Origin of the sequence: Actinoplanes sp. NPDC049548 (genome assembly GCF_040676695.1) — a bacterium.
Taxonomy (GTDB): Bacteria; Actinomycetota; Actinomycetes; order Mycobacteriales; family Micromonosporaceae; genus Actinoplanes.
Window position 1 is genome coordinate 1 of record NZ_JBFAPM010000019.1, and the last position, 18839, is coordinate 18839.

Consider the following 18839-nt stretch of genomic DNA (forward strand, 5'->3'; position numbering starts at 1 on the left):
CCCACCGGCAGACCACCCGGACCCGCACCGAAAACGAAGAACCCCTGAACCCACAACCGTGGGTTCAGGGGTTTCCGATGTCTTGAGACATCACACTCGTAGCGGGGACAGGATTTGAACCTGCGACCTCTGGGTTATGAGCCCAGCGAGCTACCGAGCTGCTCCACCCCGCGTCGGCCTGGCAACGTTAGCACGGCCCGTTCTCAGCGGCGGAAGCGGGCCACCGTCTCCTGGATCGCCGGGCCGGTTGCCGATGATGCCTGTGCCCAGGATTCGAACTCGAGGCTGGCGGCGAAGTCGGCCGTCGTCGCTGTGCGTACCGATGTCTTGATGTCGCGGGCGAGGGACGGGTCCAGGGCTGCCCAGCGTGCGGCCCGGTCGTGGGCCGCGGCCAGCGGGTCGTCGGCCAGGGTGCCGGCCAGGCCGATGCGGACCGCTTCCGGTCCGTCGACGCTGCCGCCGTCCAGGAGGAGCTGCAATGCTCGCTCGGGGCCGAGGGCGCGGGTCAGGAACCAGGTGCAGCCGCCGCCGGGGTGCAGGCCGATCTTCGTGAACGGGGCGATGAGCTGCGCGTGCGGGCCGACGATGCGGGTGTCGCAGGCCATCGCGAGGTTGAGGCCGGCGCCGACCGCGGGGCCCTGGATCGCGGCGATGGTCGGGATCGGCAGGGCGAGGACGCGCAGGAAGCTGTCGTAGACGCGGTGCAGGTCGGTGCGGATGTCGGCTACCGCGCGGCCGGTGTCGCCGAAGAGGGCGGGCAGGTCGGCTCCCGCGCAGAAGGCCGTGCCTGCTCCCGCGATGACCAGGGTGCGCGCGTCCGGGTCGGCGGCGACCTCGGCGATGGCCGCGGCAAGGCCGTCTCGCAGGTCCGTGTCGAGGGCGTTGCGGCGGTCCGGGTCGTTCAGGGTGATGGTCCAGCGGCCGTCGTCCGTACGGGTGCGGAGCACCTTGGCGTGGCCTGCGTCATGATCGGGCACGCGGTCACCGTAAGACACTGCGGCCCCCGGCGGGGGGAGCCGGGGGCCGCAGTGGTGGGTGACCGTCAGCAGTACGTGACGCCGCTGCCCTTGCCCCACTTGCAGGAGTCGATCGACTTGCCGGTGTTGGTGCGCAGGGAAGCCGTGTCGCCGCCGTTGTTCCACACGTAGCCGGTGCGGTTCCAGTAGCGGTGCTGCGAGTCCGGCTTGCCGTTGGTGCCCTTGCCGGTGTGCACGTACACGTACTTGCCGGCGGCCACCTTGTAGTCGCTCGAGATGGTGTAGACGTGGTTGGCCGCGTCGCGCACCGTCCAGCCCTTGAGGTTGATGGTCCGCGACGTCTTGTTGGTGAGGCGGACCCACTCGGCGTTGAGGCTGGTGTTGCTGCCGCTGTCGGTACCCGGCGAGTTGTACTGGATCTTGGTGAACTGGACGTCGCCGGCCTTGACCGCCGGGGTCGACGGCGTGGTGGGGGCCGGCGTCGTCGGGGTGGGGGTGGTCGTGCCGCCGCCACTGCCGGAACCGCTGCCCACGTTGAGCGAGACGGTCTCGGTCTGTCCCTTGAGCAGGTTGTTCTCCGGGTCGGCGTCGATGACCGCGCGGTAGGACTTCGTGCCGGAGCCCTGGCCGCTGATCGAGGTGGAGAAGGTCGCGGCGCCCTCGGACGTGGCGCCGGTGGCGACGTCGCTCCAGCTTCCGCCGTCTCCGCGCTGGATGTGCACGCGGAGGCCGGGCTGGGCCGGGTTGGCCGAGACGTTGACGTTCACCGTGCCGTTGTTCGCGGTCATCGTCATCGTCGGCACGATGCCCATCGCGACCGAGATCCGGTTGGAGTCGACGCCGCCGGCCTTCACGTAGAAGCGGAAGCCCGAGTCCAGGATCCGGCTGAGCGACCACTTGCCGGAGCTGGTAGCGGTGGTGGTGACGTAGCCGCCCCGGTCGTAGTCGGGTGACGGGTAGAAGTCGTTGAAGACGTACGCCGACTCGTAGAGCGCGACGGTGGAGCCGGCGGGGGCGGTTCCCGTGAGAGTGATGGGGCCGTAACCCTGGCGGCTCGCCGGCGCCGAGATGGTGGGCGCGTCGGCGGCGGCCGCGGGCGCGGCGAGGCCGAGGGCGGCGGCGCAACCCAGAGCGGCGAACAGGGCCGTCTTCCGTGCACGCATCAGCGAGATCTCCTTGCAGGTGGGGGCGGACCCCAGGGAGCTTAGGGATCATCACCTTCCGTAGTCACCCGTCTTGTCGGTCCTGGTTATTGGCCGGTCGGTGGAGCGCGGAGGCGACGGAGAGTCACTTTCCGTCATCGGGGTCGGTGACGCCACGTAACGGGAAAAAGCCACGGATCGGACGGCGCTAAGGTTGCTCCGTGACCGATCTGGTGCTGCGTGCGGATTGCGGCCGGTGCGCTGGACTCTGCTGCGTTGCGCCCGCCTTCGCCAAGTCGTCCGACTTCGCGATCGACAAGCCGGCCGGGCGGGCCTGCCCCAACCTGCGCGACGACTTCCGCTGCGGCATCCACGACCGGCTCCCGCAGCAGGGCTTCCCGGGCTGCGTCGTCTTCGACTGCTTCGGCGCCGGCCAGCAGGTCACTCAGGTGACCTTCGGCGGCCGCGACTGGCGCGGCACGCCCGGCATCGCCGGAACGATGTTCGCGGTGCTTCCGGTGATGCGCCAGCTCCACGAACTTCTCTGGTACGTGACGGAGGCGCTGGCCATTCCGGCGGCGAGCCGCCTGCACGCGAGACTGCGGGCAGCGCAGGAGCAGACCGTCGCGCTCACCAGGGGTACGCCCGAAGAGCTGCTCGCCCTCGATCTGGACGGCTGTCGGCGCACCGTGAACCCGCTCCTGCAGAAGGCGAGCGAACTGGCCCGTGCCGGGGTGAAGACACGCCGCGCCGACCACCGCGGCGCCCACCTGATCGGCCGCCGGATGCGGGGCGCTAACCTGCGGGGCGCCAGCCTGCGCGGTGCGCTGCTGATCGGGGCGGATCTGCGCGATGCCGATCTGCGGACGGCTGACTTCACCGGCGCCGACCTGCGCGGCACCGATCTGCGGGGTGCCGATCTCACGGATGCGTTGTTCCTGACGGAGTCGCAGCTGAAGGCCGCGGTGACCGACGGGACGACCCGGATCGGCCGGACGGGTCAGGAGGGGCGGCGCCAGGTACGGTCGGCCACCGAGGCGCACGGCTGAACGATCGCGCTGACGCCGACGGCGACCCGGGCACCCCGGACGTCGACGCACTCGCCGGTCAGCAGGCTCACCAGTCTGCCGTCGTCGAGGCGGAACAGCTGGGCGCGGTTATCGTTGCAGGTCGCGAGCTGTAGCGGCGTACCCAGCGCGGTCTCGGCGCCCGCGACGTCCATGCACTGGCCCGCCGCGCGCAGGGTGCCGTCGCCCGGGGCCTGCCACTGCTGGGCGGCGCCGCCGTCGCAGCGCTTCAGCACCAACGGAGCGCCGTCGGTCGGAGTGTTCGCCGCGAGGCAGAGGGTCGGGTCGTTCGCCACGATGCTCGACGGGTACGCCGGCGGCGGCGCGGCCACCGCCGAGGGCGGATCGGTGGCGACCAGTGACACCGCCCCGGCGGCCAGGGCGGCGATGGCGAGCACGGCACCCGCGACGACGACCGCCACGGGACGGCGGCCGGTGGGCTGCGGTTCCGCTGTCCAGAGCGCCGCGGGGCTGAGCGTCCGCTCCGGCGGCCGGCGCAGCCACCACCACCAGGCGGCCACGGCGCAGCCCAGCAAAAGCACGCCACCGGTGGCGAGGAGTGCCCACTTCCACCATTGCGGGCCGCTGTGCCGCACCGGGATGGCGGCAGCCGGCAGGGGTGAGACGGAGGGCCCGAGCGAGGGTGTGACCACCGGAGTGGGCAGGGCCCCGGTCCGTACGCCCTCGCCCTTGGCGTCCGGTGGCAGCTGCAGGACCCAGCCCGGCAGGATGGTGTCCGGGTCGGTCGTCCGCTGGCCGTCCGGCTGCAACCGGCCCTCGTTCAGCTCGAAGATCTCGTGGTTGCGGTCGCCCGAGCCCAGGAACCGTTCGGCGATCTCGAACAGGAACTCGGGCTCGCCGTCGTAGCTGTCCCGGACGACGTAGAACTTGACGGGCGCGGCGGAGGGTGCCGCGTCGACCGGCGACGGGCACGCCAGTGCCGCGAGGGCGGCGAGCGCGAGGGCGAGAAGCAGGCGGCGGAGCATCAGGGGGCAGCGTACGGCCGGGTCCGGGCCCGTGCAGAGTTTCTTCCCGGACGTACCGGCGAAACCGGCCCGAGCGCACCCGCGGCCCTAGGATCGATCACCATGCAGGTGCCTGGTCTCGTCTGGACGCTGACCGTGGTCGGCATCGTCGCCCTCGTCCTCTTCGACTTCGCCTTCCACGCCCGGCGGGCACACATCCCGTCGCTGCGGGAGGCCGCCGTCTGGTCCGGCGTGTACGTCGGCCTGGCGATCCTCTTCGGCCTCGGCGTCCTCACCCTCGGCGGCCGCGACATGGGTGCCGAGTACTTCGCCGGCTGGGTCACCGAGTACGCGCTGTCGGTCGACAACCTGTTCGTCTTCCTGGTGCTGCTGGGCAGCTTCAAGGTGCCCCGGGCCGACCAGCAGAAGGTGCTGCTCTTCGGCATCGTCTTCTCGCTCGTCGCCCGTACCGGCTTCATCTTCCTGGGCGCGGCGCTGATCAACTCGTTCGCCTGGGTCTTCTACCTGTTCGGGCTGATCCTGCTGATCACCGCCGGCAACCTGCTCAAGGGCGAGGACGACGAGGGCCGCTCGGCCGACAACGTGGTGATCCGGATCGCCCGGCGGTTCCTGCGCACCTCCGAGGCGTACGACGGGGACAAGCTCTTCACCGTCCAGGACGGCAAGCGGGTCATGACGCCGATGCTGCTGGTCATGGTGGCCATCGGTGGCACCGACGTCCTGTTCGCCCTGGACTCGATCCCGGCCATCTTCGGCCTGACCCAGAGCGTCTACCTGGTCTTCACCGCCACCGCGTTCTCGCTGCTGGGCCTGCGCCAGCTCTACTTCCTGCTCGACGGGCTGCTCGACCGGCTCATCTACCTCTCGTACGGGCTGGCCGCGATCCTCGCCTTCATCGGCGTGAAGCTGATCCTGCACGCGCTGCACGAGAACAACGTGCCGTTCATCAACGGCGGCGAGCACATCGACGTGGTGGAGATCAGCACCGTGACGTCCCTGGCGGTCATCATCGGCGTGCTGACGGTCACGGTGGTCGCGTCGCTGCTGAGCCCGAAGGGCCGGGCGCGGACGTACGCGGCGGCGGCGCGCCGGCACGCGGCGGAGTTCCTCGACGTCGAGACCGACCCGAAGTACTGCGACGAGATCTACCACAAGCTGCTCGACGAGGAGGCGCACCTGAAGCGGCTGCCGGAGAGGTACCGGGCCCGGATCCGGCAGGAGGACGAGCTCATGCAGCTGCTGGACAAGGCGCACCGGCGGCACGACGAGCGGGTCCTGGCGGGCGCCTGCTTCCGTCCCTGAACGCGGCAGGGCTCAGCGGTTGCGGTTGCCGCGGGTGGTGGCGCCCAGCTCCTGGTCCGGGCGACGGGCTGCCGCCTTGCCCCGGCCCGAGTTGGCGGCGAAGCGGGCGGAGGCGCGCCGGACGCGCTCGGCGCGGGCGGTGAGGTCCGTCGTCGGCTCGTTCGATCGGTCCGGTTCGGCGTCGCCGGCCACCAGATGCGCGACCCGGGAGGCCAGATCGGCGGCGCGGGACGCCAGGTCGGGCTCGGCGCGCTGGGTGGCCTCCTCGGCCGCGGCGGCCTGCAGCGCCCGCGCCTCGTCGGCGGCCAGCCCGGGCCGATAGCCGGGCAGCCGCCCGATGCCGTCGCCGCTCGATACGGAAGCCGCGGCGCCGGCGTCGCCGCCATCAGCGCCGTAGGCAACGAAGGCGTCATGAGCGGCAGGGTCGGGGCGCCACGCAGCGGAGACGTCGTGGCGGGAGGGTTCGTGGGTGGCCGGGTCGGAGCGCCACGCGGCGACCTCGGCGTGACCCGCGCGGTGCGCCGGAGGGCGGCCGGCGGTCGGCTCGGAGGCGGTGGCGGACTCCACGAGGATCGCCTCGGGCTCGTAGGCTCCTGGCTCCTGGCGGGGGACCGGCAGGGCTCCCAGCAGCGACACCGTCTGCCCCTCGCCGCCCTGGAAGTTGGTGAACTCGGGGCCGATCAGCAGCCGGGACAGCATCCGGGCCTGCGGTATGGACAGGCCCAGCTTGTCCGCGTTGTCCATCCGGAAGCGGGCGATCGCGTGGCGGATGACGTTGGCGAGCCGGTCCGCGTCGCCCACCTCGGCCAGCTCGCCGCCGGCCAGGACGAGCGCCGGGAACGAACCGTCGGCGCCGCCGCAGACCAGCTGGATCTGGGTGACGGCCGCGGCTCGGCCGGGCGTGCGGGAGCCCGGCTGGACCCGGACGTGCTGCGGGTACAGCCAGCGCAGCTCGCCCGAGGTGATCTCCAGGTCGTCGGGGGACTCCGAGGACGTGTACGCGTACCCGAGGCGCCGGTCCGTGACGAGCACCTCGGTGGTCTCGGGCAGAGTCCAGCGGGGGAGCGAGGCCGCGCGGTCGAACGCGTACTCGGCGACGGCGCAGCGGCCGCGCCAGAGGGCCCGCTCCCCACCCTGGAGCGGACCGAAGGCGTCGGGCAGCGGCTGCGAGTGCTGGTCCGGCATCCCTCGATTAGATCCAGACGCGGAAGGCCGAGACAAGTCGTTGCACTGTCAAATTTCCGTATGACGACACGACGGCACAGCGGTGCTGAATCGGTTGAACTTTCGGCCGACGCGAGCCGTACTCGTGTCTAGGGCTTCGTGGTGAACAGCCCCTCGGGCGGGGCGGGGGACGGCACCGCGTCGGCGTCGGTGGCGGCCGCGCGCCCGCCGGTGAATCGATCAAGGTCGGTTTCCACGCGGCCCGGGAACCAGTCGCCGGCGGCGCGCCGGCTCAGCTCCGCCACCGGCAGCGGGGTGCGCCCGGCCAGGACGACGAGGTTCCCGAAGCGGCGGCCCCGCAGCACCGCGGCGTCCGCGACGAGGCAGGCCTGCGGCAGCACCGCGCGGATCGTGGCCACCTGGGAACGCGCGTACGCCAGCGGCGGCCCGTCCGCCACGTTCGCGATGAGCCGCCCGCCGGGGCCGAGGACCCGGGCCACCTCCCGGACGAACTCCACCGACGCCAGGTGGGCGGGGGTGCGGGAGCCCGCGAACACGTCCACGATCGCCACGTCGTACCCGCCGTCGCGCATGCCCGTGACGGCCTCCCGCGCGTCTCCCACCCGTACCCGGAGCTTGGCCTTGGGGTCCCAGGGCAGAGCCGTGCGAACAAGGTCGACCAGGGGTCCGTCGATCTCCACCACCCGCTGCGGCGAGCCCGGCCGGGTCGCCGCGACGTAGCGGGGCAGCGTCAGCGCCCCGCCGCCCAGATGCAGGACCCGTAGCGGCGTCCCCGGCGGCGCGACCAGGTCGATGGCCGCCGCCATCCGGCGGATGTACTCGAACTCGAGATGCGTGGGGTCGCCCAGGTCGACGTGTGACTGCGGCGCGCCGTCCAGCAGCAGCGTCCAGCCGCCCGGGCGGTCCGGGTCCGGCACCAGCTCCGCGACGCCGGAGCCGACGGTTTCGACGCGTCGCTCGCCTCGCCTGCGCTGTGCCACGGCTGCACAGTATGTCGGTTGCGGTTCGGTAGCACGGGGCCGGGAACCCGACAAAGGTCCGACCGTCCGCCGACGAGCAGGACGTGACGGCCTCGGACTTCCTTCCCAGCGACCCGTTGCTGCACCTGCTGCGCCGTGCCACGTACGGTCCGACCGTGGCCTCGACGGCCGAGATCCGCCGCCTCGGGGCCAAGGCGTGGCTCGAGCGGCAGCTGAAGCCGGCCGCGATCGACGACAAGCTCGCCGACGGCCTGGTCGCCCGCTTCCCGCTGAGCGGCCTGACCATAGACAGCGTCCGCGCCCGGTCGCGGGCGGGCGTGTTCCGCCAGTACGGCTGGGAGGCCATGTACGACGTGGCCGCCGCCACCGTCGCCCGCGCGATCTGGAGCGAGCGCCAGCTGTTCGAGGTGATGGTCGCCTTCTGGTCCAACCACCTGCACATCGCCTGCCCGGCCGGCGAGGTCTGGGACAACCGTCCCGACTACGACCGCAGGGTGATCCGCGCGCACGCGCTGGGCCGCTTCTCCGACCTGCTCAAGGCCAGTGCGCGGCACCCGGCGATGCTCATGTACCTGGACAACCGGTTCTCCACCCGCGAGGCGCCGAACGAGAACTACGGCCGGGAGCTGCTCGAGCTGCACACCGTCGGGCTGGGCTACACGGAGGCCGACGTCAAGAACGCCGCCCGGCTGCTCACCGGCCTGACCGTCAGCTGGGAGACCGGCCGCTACGTGTACGACGCCGCCCGGCACGCCACCGGCGCGGTGAAGGTGCTCGGCTTCCGGCACGCCAACCGGACCGCGTCCGGCGGCCAGGCGGCGGTCCTGGCCATGCTCGACTACCTGGCCCTGCACCCGCGCACCGCGAAGCGGATCGCCACCAAGCTGTGCGTCCGGTTCGTCGCCGACGAGCCGCCGGCCTCGCTGGTCAGCAAGCTGACGAAGGTCTACCTCGACAACAAGAGCGCCATCGTGCCGGTGCTGCGCGCGCTGTTCACCTCGGACGAGTTCGCCGCCTCGGTCGGCGCCAAGACGCGGACGCCGTACGAGGACATCGTGGCCACCGTGCGCACGCTCGGGTTCGGGCCGGAGGTGTCCGGGACGAAGGGCATCATGGCGCTCTACTGGACCGCCAACGACGCCGGCCACGCGCCCATGGCCTGGAAACCCCCGAACGGCTATCCGGACGTGGCGTCCGCCTGGGCGTCGCCGTCGGCGCAGGTGACCCGGTGGAACGCCCACCTGAACATCACCGGCGGGTGGTGGCCCACCACGCTGCAACGGCCGGCCTCGCTGGTCAAAGACCTCGTGGGCAGCACCCTGCCGGCCACGTACGGCGGCCTGATCGACGTCCTGGCCACCCGGCTGGTCGGGCGCACCCTCGCGCCTCAGCACACCGCGGCGCTCACCGCATTCTTCGGCAAGACGCCCGCCAGCCCGCTCAAGGCCGGTGACGGGGCGGCGGGATGGCTGTTCCCGTACCTGGTGGCTCTGGTGCTCGACTCTCCCTACTTCGCGCTGAGGTGACCGTGATGGCTGACCAGGACTGCGGCTGCACGATCAGCCGGCGCACGCTGCTCGGGGCCGGCGCGGCCGGGGTCTTCGCGGGCTTCGCCGGCGACCAGCTCGCGACCCAGTTCGCGTACGCGTCACCCGGCTACCAGGGCGATGTCTTCGTGCTGCTGTCCCTGCGCGGCGGCTTCGACGGGCTGTCCGCCGTCGTGCCGCACGGCGACCCGGCGTACTACAAGGCCCGGCCCGGGATCGCCGTGCCCAAGGCGCGGCTGATCGGTGGCGACGCGGCCTTCGGGCTGAACCCGGCGCTCGCGCCGCTGCTGCCGTTCTGGAAGGGCGGGAGCCTGGCGGCCGTCCAGGCCGTGGGGCAGCCGGCGCCGAACCGTTCGCACTTCTCCGCGATGGAGGAGCTGGAGCGGGCCGCTCCGGGCACCACCCTGCGGACCGGCTGGCTCGACCGGATGCTGGGCGGGCTCGGCGCGAGCGGCTCCTTCGACGCGGTCTCGGTCGGCGGCTCCATGCCGGCCCGGGTGCTCGCCGGGCCCACCCCGGACCTCGGGCTCAAGGCCGTCGACAAGTTCGTGCTGTCCGGCGAGTGGACCAACCGGCCCATGGCGCAGACCATCGCGGCGCTCTACGCGGACGCACCCGATGCTCTGGCCGCCACCGCGGCGACGGCGACGTCTGCGCTGGCGACCGCCGCCCAGCTGCAGGCCGCCGGATACACGCCGGCGAACGGTGCCGCGTATCCGGACAGCGAGCTCGGCAGGGCGTTGCGCGAGGTGGCCCGGTTGGTGAAGGCCGACGTCGGGTTGATGAGCGCCTGCGTGGACTCCGGCGAATGGGACATGCACGAGAACCTGGGCACGGCGACGACCGGCAAGCGGATGTTCGACCACCTCACCGACTTCGCCAAGGCCCTGGCGGCGTTCGCCACCGACCTCGGGCCGGCCGGCCTGGGCCGGGTCACGCTCGTCACGATCAGCGAGTTCGGCCGGCGCGTCGCGGAGAACGGCTCCGGCGGACTGGACCACGGGTACGGCAACGCCATGTTCGTGCTCGGCGGCGGCGTCAAGGGCGGCAAGGTGTACGGCCGCTGGCCCGGCCTCGCGGCGAGCCGGCTCGTCAACGGCGACCTGGCCGTCACCACCGACTACCGGGCCGTGATCGGCGAGATCCTGCGCGCCCGCTGCGGCGTCTCGAACCTCACCGGCGTCTTCCCCGGCGTGAAAGCCTCCACGCTGGGACTGGTGCGCTCGCGCTAGGACCGGCGCAGCGCGAAGCGGACCCGGTTCAGCCCGTCGCCCTGGTGGATCGTCAGCGAGTCACAGAGCTGCTGGACGAGCCACAGTCCCATGCCGCCGGGCTTGCCGGGGCGCGGCGGTAGATACCCGGCCAGCGGCCCCGGCCCGGCGCCGTCGTCGGTCACCTCGCCCACGACGGCGTCGGCGGTCACCCAGACGCACAGCTCACGGCTGGTGCCGCCGTACCGGATGCCGTTGGTGGCGAGCTCGCTGACCGTGAGCACGAGGCTGTCCACCCGGTCCGGGGAGAGCCAGTCCTCGGCCGTTGCCCGCTGCCGGACCAGCGCCCGCAGCCCCGCCACCGCGCCGGCGATCGGCACCGCCAGCACCGGTTCGCCGTCGACCGGCCACGGCGCCTCCGGCAGCCCGGCCAGGAACGTCTCGGGTGACTCGTAGCCGGTGCTGTCGTGCCAGTCGCCGTCGTGCAGCCGCGGGTGGGTGCGGATCGCGGTGGTGACCAGCGCGGTCGGCAGGACGCGGCGGTCGTACGGACACACCAGGTGCCCGTTCAGCTCGGCGAGGCTGCGGTTGAGCGCCGACTCGAAGCGCAGCCACGGATCGTACGGGTCGGCGAAGGGGATCTGCCCCACCAGCCGCACGAACGGGCTGCCGTCCGCCGCGGCGGAGCGCAGGATCTGGGCCCAGCCGGCGATCGTCCGGACCGGACGGACGTACCACTCGTGCGCGGGCAGGAACCGCACGGAGCCGGCGTGCTCGGCGAGGGCGTCCCGCAGCAGCCCGATGCCTTCCGGGCCGGCGGCGACCGCCACCACCTCACCGCGTTCCAGGCCGTCGCGGACGAAGCCGCACAGCGTGGCGGCATACGCCGCATCGGTGTCATAGAGGAACGCCGAGTGGGTGAACACCACCGAGCCACCTCCGACCACCGCCGATCGACCACGGTAACACCCGGCCCGGGCGGGCCTGTCCGCTGAGCGAGGTGGGAGCACCGCCTGGGGGTGAAAGCGGCAGCCGGAAACATGAAAACCCCCTGCCGTCGCCGCGGCCCGTTCCACACTGGGCGCGTTCAACGATTGCGGGGGTGAACGGTGTCGGGTACGGGGACCAGCGCGCTGGCCGAGATCATCGGCGACGGGCCGAGGCGGCCGGCCGAACCGCCGGCGGCCGGGGACATGACGGCCATCCTCGCCGCCGCCCAGCACCGGGCCGGGCCGCCGCTGAAGATCCGCCGGCACAACTCCGACGAGGGGCCGGCGTACTGGCGCTGGGACTGCGCCAACTGTGGAGAGTACGGCGGTGGACGGCACCACCGCGACGCGGTCAGCCGGGCGATGCGGCACTGCGCGGAGCATCCGGAGCACCGCTCGTCGCTGCTCCCGCCGGCGCGGTGCCGGGAACGCGACCACCGGCTGGCCGTCCACCCGATGCTGTTCGCGCTCGACGACGACCCGCCGCCCCCGCCGCTCGCCATCTGACGGCGGCGGGGGGCGCCGGGGTCACTGCTGGGTGTCGCCCTCGCCCGTCCGGGCCTGCGCCTGGTCGACGCCCTGGTCGATCTTGTCCGAGTACTTGTTGCCGGTGCGCTGGTCGATCTGGTCGCCGGCCTTCTCGAGGCCCTGGTCGACCTGCTCGTCGTGCTTGTCGGCGAAGTCCTTGGCCTGGTCCATGAAGCCCATGGTGTCGTCCTTTCGTCTGGAGCGATCGCCCATGACCTTCCCGGGACCGCGCGCCGAAAACCTCAGGGACGGGTGTCGCCGTCGCCCGTACGCTTCTGGGCCTCGTCGACACCCCGGTCGATCTGGTCGGTGTACTTGTGCCCGGTCCGCTTGTCGACCTCGTCGCCGAGCTTCTCGAGCACCTGGTCGACCTGCTTGTCATGCTTGTCGGCGAACTCCTTCGCCTTGTCCAGGAAGCTCATCGGGACCCACCCTTCCTCGCGCTCAGCACCTGGGCCACCCGCGCCACCCGCGGGTCCGCCACGATCTGTTCCAGGCTAGTGCGCAGCGGCATGCGCCAGTTCGGGTACTCGTCCGTCGTGCCGGGCAGGTTCGGCTGGTCGAGCTCGCCCAGCACGTCGTAGAGGGCCGCGGTGACGAACCGGCACGGGGTCCGCGCGAGGAACTCGTGCATCGCGACGACGATCTCCTCGGGCGTGCTCGACGCCGTGATCAGGCCCTCCTCGGTGAGGCGGGCGAGGAGCTGGCCGCGGTCCTTCTCCGCGTACGCCCGCTCGTCCTCGACCGGACCGGCGAGCTGGCCCAGCTCGGCGCGGACCCGCACCTGCTCGCCGGCCAGGAAGCCGGCCGCGGTCGGCAGGTCGTGAGTGGAGATGCTGGCCAGGGCGTTGCGGGGGTAGCGCGCGGCGGGCAGGTAACCCTCGTCCGGGTCGTCCTTGTAGTCGCGGGTGAACCACAGCACGGCCGAGCCGAGCATGTTCATCTTCTCGAGCGTCTCGGTCATCACCGGCAGCACCGTGCCCAGGTCCTCGCCGATCACGACGGCGCCCGCCCGGTGGGCCTCCAGCGCCAGGATGCCGAGCATCGCGTCCGGGTCGTAGTGCACGTACGTGCCCTCGTCCGGCCCCATGCCCGGCGGCACCCACCAGAGCCGCCACAGGCCCGCGACATGGTCCACCCGCAGGCCGCCGGCGTGCCGGAAGATGCGGCGGAGCATGTCGCGGTAGGCCGCGTAGCCGGTCTCGATGAGCTGGTCGGGCCGCCAGGCCGCCAGTCCCCAGTCCTGCCCGAGCTGGTTGAAGGCGTCCGGGGGCGCGCCCGCATGCACGCCGGCGGCCAGGACGTCCTGCAGCAGCCAGCCGTCCGCGCCGCTCGGGTCGATGCCCACGGCCAGGTCGTGCACGACGCCGACCGGCATGCCCTGCGCCCGGGCCGCCTCGTTGGCGGCGTCCAGCTGTTCGTTGAGCAGCTGCTGCAGCCACACGTGGAAGGCGACGCGGTCACCCTTGCGTGCGGCGCGCACCTCGGCGGTGTCGGGCCGGCGGAACTGCTCCGGCCATTCCTGCCAGTTGGCGCCGTGCTCCTCGGCCAGGGTGCAGAAGACGGCGAAGTCCGTGAGGCCGGGATCGGCGTCCAGGTCGACCTCGCCGGCCAGCGGCCACAGCAGCTCGAGGGCGGCCCGCTTCGCCTGCCACACGGCGCTGTAGTCGATCAGCCCGTCCGGCGTGGGGTCGGGCTTCAGCGCGTCCACCCGCGCCCGCAGCGCCGCGTCGGCCCGGCCGTACGCGTCCGTCGCGGAGACCCGCAGATACAGCGGGTTGGCGAAGCGCCGGCTGGACGGCGAATACGGCGACGACGGTACGGGCAGCGTCGGCGTGACGGCGTGCAGCGGGTTGAGCAGGACGAGCCCCGCGCCGTGGCTTCCCTCGACGAACGTACGCAGGTCGCCGAGGTCCCCCATGCCCCAGGACGCGTCCGAGTGCAGGGCGTAGAGCTGCACCATCCAGCCCCACGTCTCCGGCGGCTCGGGCAGCCGGGCCGGCACCACGACCAGCGTCACCTCCTGCCCGCCGGTACGCAGCGTGTGCCAGCCGAGCGGAAGGTCGCCGGGCACCTCGTCGGCCTCGCGCGACGTACCGTCCTCGAGCAGGATCGTCGCGGAACCCGGCAGCGGCCGTGTCTCGCCCTCCTTGACCACGATCGTCCCCGGCAGGCGCTGCTGTTCCCGCGCGGTGCGGACGGCGGCCAGCTCCCGGGCTATCGACTCCGGCGTCGTAGCGTCCACCCCGAGCAGTCCCAGCACTGCAGCGACCGACGCGGCCGCTACGTCCTTGCGCTCGCGATGCCAGTCCTCGTACCAGGTCGCCACCCCGTGCGCCTCCGCCAGTGCGGTCAGCTCAGCGTCCACTCACGCCCCCTCGTCGTCGGTCCTCACCGCATACCCTGCCCTGAAAGTCCTAGTCCCGGGAGGCGGGTCTTGCGAAGGTCCGCCAGACTGGGGCGCATGTCTCCTGCAGTGAAGTGGTGGGCCCGGCTCAGCGCGGCCGTCACGGGCGCCGTTCTCACGCTCGTGGTCCCCGTGCACGCCTGGGCGGCGAGCAAGGGCGTCGACGGGCTCGCCGTCGAGGCGGTGAAGTACCGCCGGCGGCGCAGCGGCTTCGGCTTCTTCCCGATCTTCGGCGGCCTGTGCTGCCTGCTGGTCGTCGGCGGCATCGTGCTGGCGGTCGTCCTGATTTCCCGGAACCGCAAACGCCGCTGAGCCTGCGCCCCTACCTTCGAAGGGTGGGGATGCGGGCGAAGGCGGTCGCGCTGGGCGTGGGGGTCGCGGCGCTGTGCACGGTCCCGCTGGTCATCACGGTGACCGCGGACGCCGCCCCCGACGTGCTGCTCTCGCGCAACCATCCGGTTCTCGCCTCCAGTGCCAAGGACGCCGCCCGTACCGGGACCATGGCGGTCGACGGTGACACGACCACGCGGTGGACCACCTCGACGCCGGCCGGGACGCAGTGGCTGCGCCTCGACCTCGGCCGGCTGCAGGCGGTCACCCGGGTGCGGCTCGTGTGGGATCAGGCGTACGCGCGGGCGTACCGGCTGCAGCTCTCGGCCGACGGCACCCGCTGGACCGACCTGTCGCGGGTGACCGGCGGCGACGGCGGCGTCGACGACCAGAGGCGGCTCAAGGGCACCGGCCGTTACCTGCGGCTGCTGGCCCTCCAACGCGCCTGGGCGTCCGGCTATTCACTGCGCGAGATGCAGGTGTACGGGCCAGGGCCGGCCGTCGCGGCCACACCCGTGCGGAGCGCGCCGGTCACGGTGCCCGCAGCGGCGGCCGGGCTGACCGACTCCCGCAAGAAGGAGCTGGCGTTCCAGCTGGTCTCCAGCGCGGAGAACTCCACGCTCAACTGGCGCTCGCAGTTCGGCTACATCGAGGACATCGGCGACGGGCGCGGCTACACGGCGGGCATCATCGGCTTCTGCTCCGGTACGTCGGACATGCTGGCGGTGGTCACGGAGTACACCCAGCGCTCGCCCGGGAACCGGCTCGCCAAGTACCTGCCGGCCCTGCGCGCGGTGGACGGTTCCGACTCGCACGCCGGCCTCGACCCGGGCTTCACCGCGGCGTGGAAGGCGGCCGCCGCGGACCTTCTGTTTCAGAAGGTCCAGGAGGACGAACGGGACCAGCTGTACTTCGACCCCGCGGTCACGCTGGCGACCTCGGACGGGCTGCGGGCGCTGGGCCAGTTCGCGTACTACGACGCGGCGGTCATGCACGGCATGTCGGGACTGCGCGGGATCCGGGCGGCGGCGATGCGCGTCGCGAAGACCCCCAAGCAGGGCGGCGACGAGAACGAGTGGCTGAACGCCTTCCTCAACGCCCGGGTCGCCGAGATGCGCACCGAGGAGGCACACAGCGACGTGACCCGCGTCGAGACCGCCCAGCGCGCCTTCCTCAAGGCCGGCAACTTCGACCTCAACGCCCCCCTCACGTGGAGCGTCTACGGCGACAAGTACTCGGTCGCCTCCTGACAGCCGGGCCGGCAGGAAACCGGCCCGGCTCTCACATCAAGCCTTCGTCCACTTCTGGTTCGTCGTGCCGCCGCAGTCCCAGAGCTGCAGCTGGGCGCCGTTGGCGCTGTTCCAGTCCTTGATGTCGACGCACCGGTTGGCGGAGACGTTCACCAGGTCGCCCGCGGCCGACAGCGTGAACCTCTGGACCGGGTTGCCGTTGCAGGTCACGAGCTGTATCGGCGTGCCGTTGGTGAGTGCGCCGCCCACCGGGTCCATGCACTTGTTCAACGCCCGCATCGTGCCGTCGCTCTGCGGCGCCCACTTCTGCGCGGCGCTGCCGTTGCAGTCGTACATCTGCAGCCGGGCACCGTCCACCGGGTTCGCGCCCGGGATGTCGATGCAGCGGCCGCTGAAGTTCGACTTGAGTGCGGTGGCGCCGGACGGGGTGCCCGGGTCGTTGTTCCACGCCGAGACGCGGACGTAGTCGACGAGCATCGTCTGCGGGAACTGGGTGGTCCCGTCCGGGTAGCCCGGCCAGTAACCACCGACCGCCACGTTTAGGATCATGAAGAAGTTGTGGTCGAAGACCCACTGGTCGCCGCCGAGGTTCGACGGGGTGACCCGGAAGTACTCGGTGCCGTCGAGGTACCAGACGATCAGGTTGGGGGACCAGTCGACCCGGTACGTGTGGAAGGCGTCGCCGAGCGGGGCGCCGATCGTGCGGTTGCCGCCGATGCCCTCGGCGCCGGAGTAGCCGGGGCCGTGCACGGTGCCGTAGACCGTGTTGGGCGCGTTGCCGACGTTCTCCATGATGTCGATCTCGCCCGTGTTCGGCCAGCTGTTGCCGCCGAGCATCCAGAACGCCGGCCAGATGCCCTGACCCTTGGGGATCTTGATGCTGGCCTCGAAACGGCCGTACGTCTGGCTGAACTTGTCCGCGGTCAGAATGCGGCCGGACGTGTACTGACACGTGCCGTAGTGGCACTGGTAGTTGGCCGGGTTCTCGCGCCGCGCAGTGATAGCGAGGTGGCCCTGACCGTCCTGGCGCACGTTGTTCGTCGAGTTGGTGTAGTACTGCTGCTCGTTGTTGCCCCAGCCGCTGCCGCCGATGTCGAACTTCCACTTCGCCGGGTCGACGGAAGTGCCGGCCGCGCCGTTGAACTCGTCGGACCAGGTGATGCCGCCGATCGCGGCCGCGGCGGTGTCGTTACGGGAGGTGGCGACGAGGCCACCCGAGACAGTGACCGCGACGACCGCCGCGGCGAGCAGAATTCGCGCTTTGCGCATGGGGATGAGCCTCCGGGGGAAGAGGTTTCTAACTTGTTAAGCAGTGTTTACAAATCCACTGCTGACAGTCAATAGAAACCGGTTCCGGAACCGCCGGAGGCCGCTTGTTACAACTTCTTGAAGAGGTTGGCGAGCTTGTTCGGCTCCCAGCCGGGCAGCGACGTGTGCGCCTCGAGCACCTCGTAGGTGTCGCCCTTGAACTTGACGAGGTCACCCTTCGCGTAGTCGGTGAAGGGCTTCCACTCCTTCGCCGCCTTGGCCGGTGGGGTCGTCGGCGCCTTGGTCGGCGGGGTGGTGGTCGCCGGCGGGCTGGTGGGCTCCTGCGTCGGCGGGGTCGTCGGCTCCTGGGTGGGCGGCGTGGTGGGTGGCGTCGTGGGCTCCTGCGTCGGCGGAGTTGTCGGCTCCTGCGTCGGCGGGGTGGTGGGCTCCTCCGCGCCTTCCTCGAGCGCGCCGAGATCCACGGAGTCCACGGCCATGCGCGCCGGCAGGTCGGCGGCGTCGGCGTCGGTCACCACCAGGCTCAGTCGCAACCGGAAGGCCTGCCTGGCGACTGTGCTCGCCACCTGCTGCACTTCCTCGCCGTCGACCGACAGCGTGACCGACTGGGGCGTCCACGCCACCGCGTACGTGTGGAACTCGCCGTCGGTGACCGGGTCGGCCAGCAGGTTGAGCGAGCCGCCGCTCAGCAGCCCCGCACCGACCAGCTCGAACGCCGGGCGCAGGCCGTCGCTGTCGGGCACGCGTACCTTCGCCTCGACCTGCCCCGAGTCGCGGCGGAAGGTGCTGCGGCTCAGCAGCCGAGCCGAGGTGAGACCGCTGCGGTCGCTCTCCCGGGCCGTGATCACGAGATTGCCGTCGCCGTCCAGCTCCGCGTTGCGGGTGCTCTGACGGAACATGAGCCCGTTCGTGCGGCTCTCCTCCAGCGACCACTTGCGGGGATCCACGGTGCTGCCCTGGCGGCCGCCGAAGTCGTCGGAGAAGGAGTCCTGCGACGACGGCTGGAGCAGGTTCAGTCCGCCGATGCCGAAGGTGCCGCCGCCGGGGCGGTTACGCGTCGAGGCGTCCGCGCTGTCGTTACGGGTCGGCAGCCAGATCGCGGTGGCCAGACCGGCGGTCAGCACCGCAAAAGTGACGACATTACGAGGACGCAGCCAGGCAGGCTGCTGCTGCGCGCTGTATCGCGGCACGGGGGGACCTCCGGGGGCGGTGAGGCTGTCAGAGAGACCTAAGAAGATTCCCGAGCAAAGGTCAAGTACTCCTTCGAGAAACCATAAGAACATTCAGATTTTCTCATTGCCGGTACGGCTGGAGATGCGTACGGCCGTACCGTCGGGTCCGGTTTTGATCTCGAATGTGTCGGTGAGCTCCCGGACGAGATAAAGACCCCACCCGCCCGGCTCGTCGGGAGCGGGCTTGTCCGGGCGGATCGCCCCCAGACCGGCACCGTGATCCCGCACCTCACAGAAGACCGAGCCCTCCGCGCACCACACCGCGACATGCCCGGTGCCGCCGCCATGGCGTACGGCATTGGTCAGCAGCTCGTTGACGGCGACGACGAAATCACCCAGCCGGTCACCGCCCAGCCCCGACTCGCCGGCCCGGGCCGCGACGACATGCCGCAGCGCGGTGACCCGGCTGCGGTCGAACGCCTCGGAGACGAGCAAATCAC

General features: G+C 71.6%; 18 protein-coding genes, 1 tRNA gene and 1 pseudogene. 7 read left to right on the forward strand and 13 right to left on the reverse strand.

Features of this window, described 5'->3' with window-relative positions; translation table 11 throughout:
* Window positions 1-99 precede the first annotated feature (99 nt).
* The 3 genes from AB0J80_RS29620 to AB0J80_RS29630 all read right to left on the reverse strand — a co-directional run bounded on the left by AB0J80_RS29620 (window position 100) and on the right by AB0J80_RS29630 (window position 2140).
* A tRNA-Met gene (locus AB0J80_RS29620) sits at window positions 100-173 on the reverse strand.
* Window positions 174-203: 30 nt separating this feature from the next.
* Window positions 204-977 (reverse strand): enoyl-CoA hydratase, encoded by a 774-nt coding sequence (locus tag AB0J80_RS29625; RefSeq protein WP_364711341.1) that lies wholly within the window; start codon window positions 975-977, stop codon window positions 204-206.
* Between the two features lie 65 nt (window positions 978-1042).
* Entirely contained in the window at window positions 1043-2140 is a 1098-nt protein-coding gene (locus tag AB0J80_RS29630; protein ID WP_364711343.1) for a lamin tail domain-containing protein, read from the reverse strand.
* 200 nt (window positions 2141-2340) lie between these two features.
* Between AB0J80_RS29630 and AB0J80_RS29635 the strand changes: the two genes are divergently transcribed.
* Window positions 2341-3168 (forward strand): pentapeptide repeat-containing protein, encoded by an 828-nt coding sequence (locus AB0J80_RS29635; protein ID WP_364711346.1) that lies wholly within the window; start codon window positions 2341-2343, stop codon window positions 3166-3168.
* Here the strand turns inward: AB0J80_RS29635 and AB0J80_RS29640 are convergent.
* Window positions 3120-4172 (reverse strand): ricin-type beta-trefoil lectin domain protein, encoded by a 1053-nt coding sequence (locus AB0J80_RS29640; RefSeq protein WP_364711348.1) that lies wholly within the window; start codon window positions 4170-4172, stop codon window positions 3120-3122. The genes AB0J80_RS29635 and AB0J80_RS29640 overlap by 49 nt on opposite strands.
* Window positions 4173-4274: 102 nt before the next feature.
* Between AB0J80_RS29640 and AB0J80_RS29645 the strand changes: the two are divergent.
* Window positions 4275-5219 (forward strand): annotated as a pseudogene (locus AB0J80_RS29645) (TerC/Alx family metal homeostasis membrane protein); the annotation flags it as partial.
* Between the two features lie 267 nt (window positions 5220-5486).
* Here the strand turns inward: AB0J80_RS29645 and AB0J80_RS29650 are convergent.
* The gene (locus AB0J80_RS29650) at window positions 5487-6659 is read right to left on the reverse strand and encodes a translation initiation factor 2 (RefSeq protein WP_364711350.1); all 1173 of its coding nucleotides are present in this window, start codon (window positions 6657-6659) and stop codon (window positions 5487-5489) included.
* Window positions 6660-6787: 128 nt separating this feature from the next.
* Window positions 6788-7639 (reverse strand): fused MFS/spermidine synthase, encoded by an 852-nt coding sequence (locus AB0J80_RS29655; RefSeq protein WP_364711352.1) that lies wholly within the window; start codon window positions 7637-7639, stop codon window positions 6788-6790.
* A gap of 83 nt (window positions 7640-7722) precedes the next feature.
* On the opposite strand from AB0J80_RS29655, the gene AB0J80_RS29660 reads away from it, so the two are divergent.
* On the forward strand, window positions 7723-9165 hold the full coding sequence (locus tag AB0J80_RS29660) for a DUF1800 domain-containing protein (protein WP_364711355.1): 1443 nt from the start codon (window positions 7723-7725) through the stop codon (window positions 9163-9165).
* A gap of 5 nt (window positions 9166-9170) precedes the next feature.
* Window positions 9171-10418: a DUF1501 domain-containing protein gene (locus AB0J80_RS29665; RefSeq protein WP_364711357.1), complete on the forward strand. Its 1248-nt coding sequence runs from the start codon at window positions 9171-9173 to the stop codon at window positions 10416-10418.
* Here AB0J80_RS29665 and AB0J80_RS29670 read toward each other — a convergent pair.
* A complete protein-coding gene (locus AB0J80_RS29670; RefSeq protein ID WP_364711359.1) occupies window positions 10415-11326 on the reverse strand; it encodes an anti-sigma factor RsbA family regulatory protein in 912 nt (303 codons plus the stop codon). The genes AB0J80_RS29665 and AB0J80_RS29670 overlap by 4 nt on opposite strands.
* Before the next feature lie 180 nt (window positions 11327-11506).
* Between AB0J80_RS29670 and AB0J80_RS29675 the strand changes: the two genes are divergently transcribed.
* Complete coding sequence (locus AB0J80_RS29675; RefSeq protein WP_364711362.1) at window positions 11507-11893, forward strand: hypothetical protein; 387 nt, start codon at window positions 11507-11509, stop codon at window positions 11891-11893.
* A gap of 21 nt (window positions 11894-11914) precedes the next feature.
* Here the strand turns inward: AB0J80_RS29675 and AB0J80_RS29680 are convergent, their stop codons facing one another.
* The 3 genes from AB0J80_RS29680 to malQ form a co-directional block, all read right to left on the reverse strand.
* On the reverse strand, window positions 11915-12094 hold the full coding sequence (locus tag AB0J80_RS29680; protein WP_364711365.1) for an antitoxin: 180 nt from the start codon (window positions 12092-12094) through the stop codon (window positions 11915-11917).
* A gap of 62 nt (window positions 12095-12156) precedes the next feature.
* Window positions 12157-12336, reverse strand: a complete 180-nt coding sequence (locus tag AB0J80_RS29685) for an antitoxin (RefSeq protein WP_364711368.1) — start codon at window positions 12334-12336, stop codon at window positions 12157-12159.
* Entirely contained in the window at window positions 12333-14282 is a 1950-nt protein-coding gene (malQ, locus tag AB0J80_RS29690) for a 4-alpha-glucanotransferase (protein WP_364711370.1), read from the reverse strand. Before malQ ends, AB0J80_RS29685 begins: the two co-directional genes overlap by 4 nt.
* Window positions 14283-14378: 96 nt before the next feature.
* Here malQ and AB0J80_RS29695 point away from each other — a divergent pair, with 96 nt between their 5' ends.
* Both AB0J80_RS29695 and AB0J80_RS29700 read left to right on the forward strand, forming a co-directional pair.
* Window positions 14379-14633 carry a hypothetical protein gene (locus tag AB0J80_RS29695; RefSeq protein WP_364711373.1) on the forward strand — a complete coding sequence of 85 codons (255 nt, stop codon included), beginning with the start codon at window positions 14379-14381 and terminating at the stop codon, window positions 14631-14633.
* Between the two features lie 29 nt (window positions 14634-14662).
* Window positions 14663-15901, forward strand: a complete 1239-nt coding sequence (locus tag AB0J80_RS29700; protein ID WP_364711716.1) for a chitosanase — start codon at window positions 14663-14665, stop codon at window positions 15899-15901.
* 36 nt (window positions 15902-15937) lie between these two features.
* On the opposite strand, the gene AB0J80_RS29705 is transcribed toward AB0J80_RS29700, so the two are convergent.
* The 3 genes from AB0J80_RS29705 to AB0J80_RS29715 all read right to left on the reverse strand — a co-directional run bounded on the left by AB0J80_RS29705 (window position 15938) and on the right by AB0J80_RS29715 (window position 18834).
* Window positions 15938-17170 (reverse strand): family 16 glycosylhydrolase, encoded by a 1233-nt coding sequence (locus AB0J80_RS29705; RefSeq protein WP_364711376.1) that lies wholly within the window; start codon window positions 17168-17170, stop codon window positions 15938-15940.
* Between the two features lie 107 nt (window positions 17171-17277).
* On the reverse strand, window positions 17278-18357 hold the full coding sequence (locus tag AB0J80_RS29710) for a carbohydrate-binding protein (RefSeq protein ID WP_364711378.1): 1080 nt from the start codon (window positions 18355-18357) through the stop codon (window positions 17278-17280).
* Between the two features lie 93 nt (window positions 18358-18450).
* Window positions 18451-18834, reverse strand: a complete 384-nt coding sequence (locus AB0J80_RS29715) for an ATP-binding protein (protein WP_364711381.1) — start codon at window positions 18832-18834, stop codon at window positions 18451-18453.
* Window positions 18835-18839 lie beyond the last annotated feature (5 nt).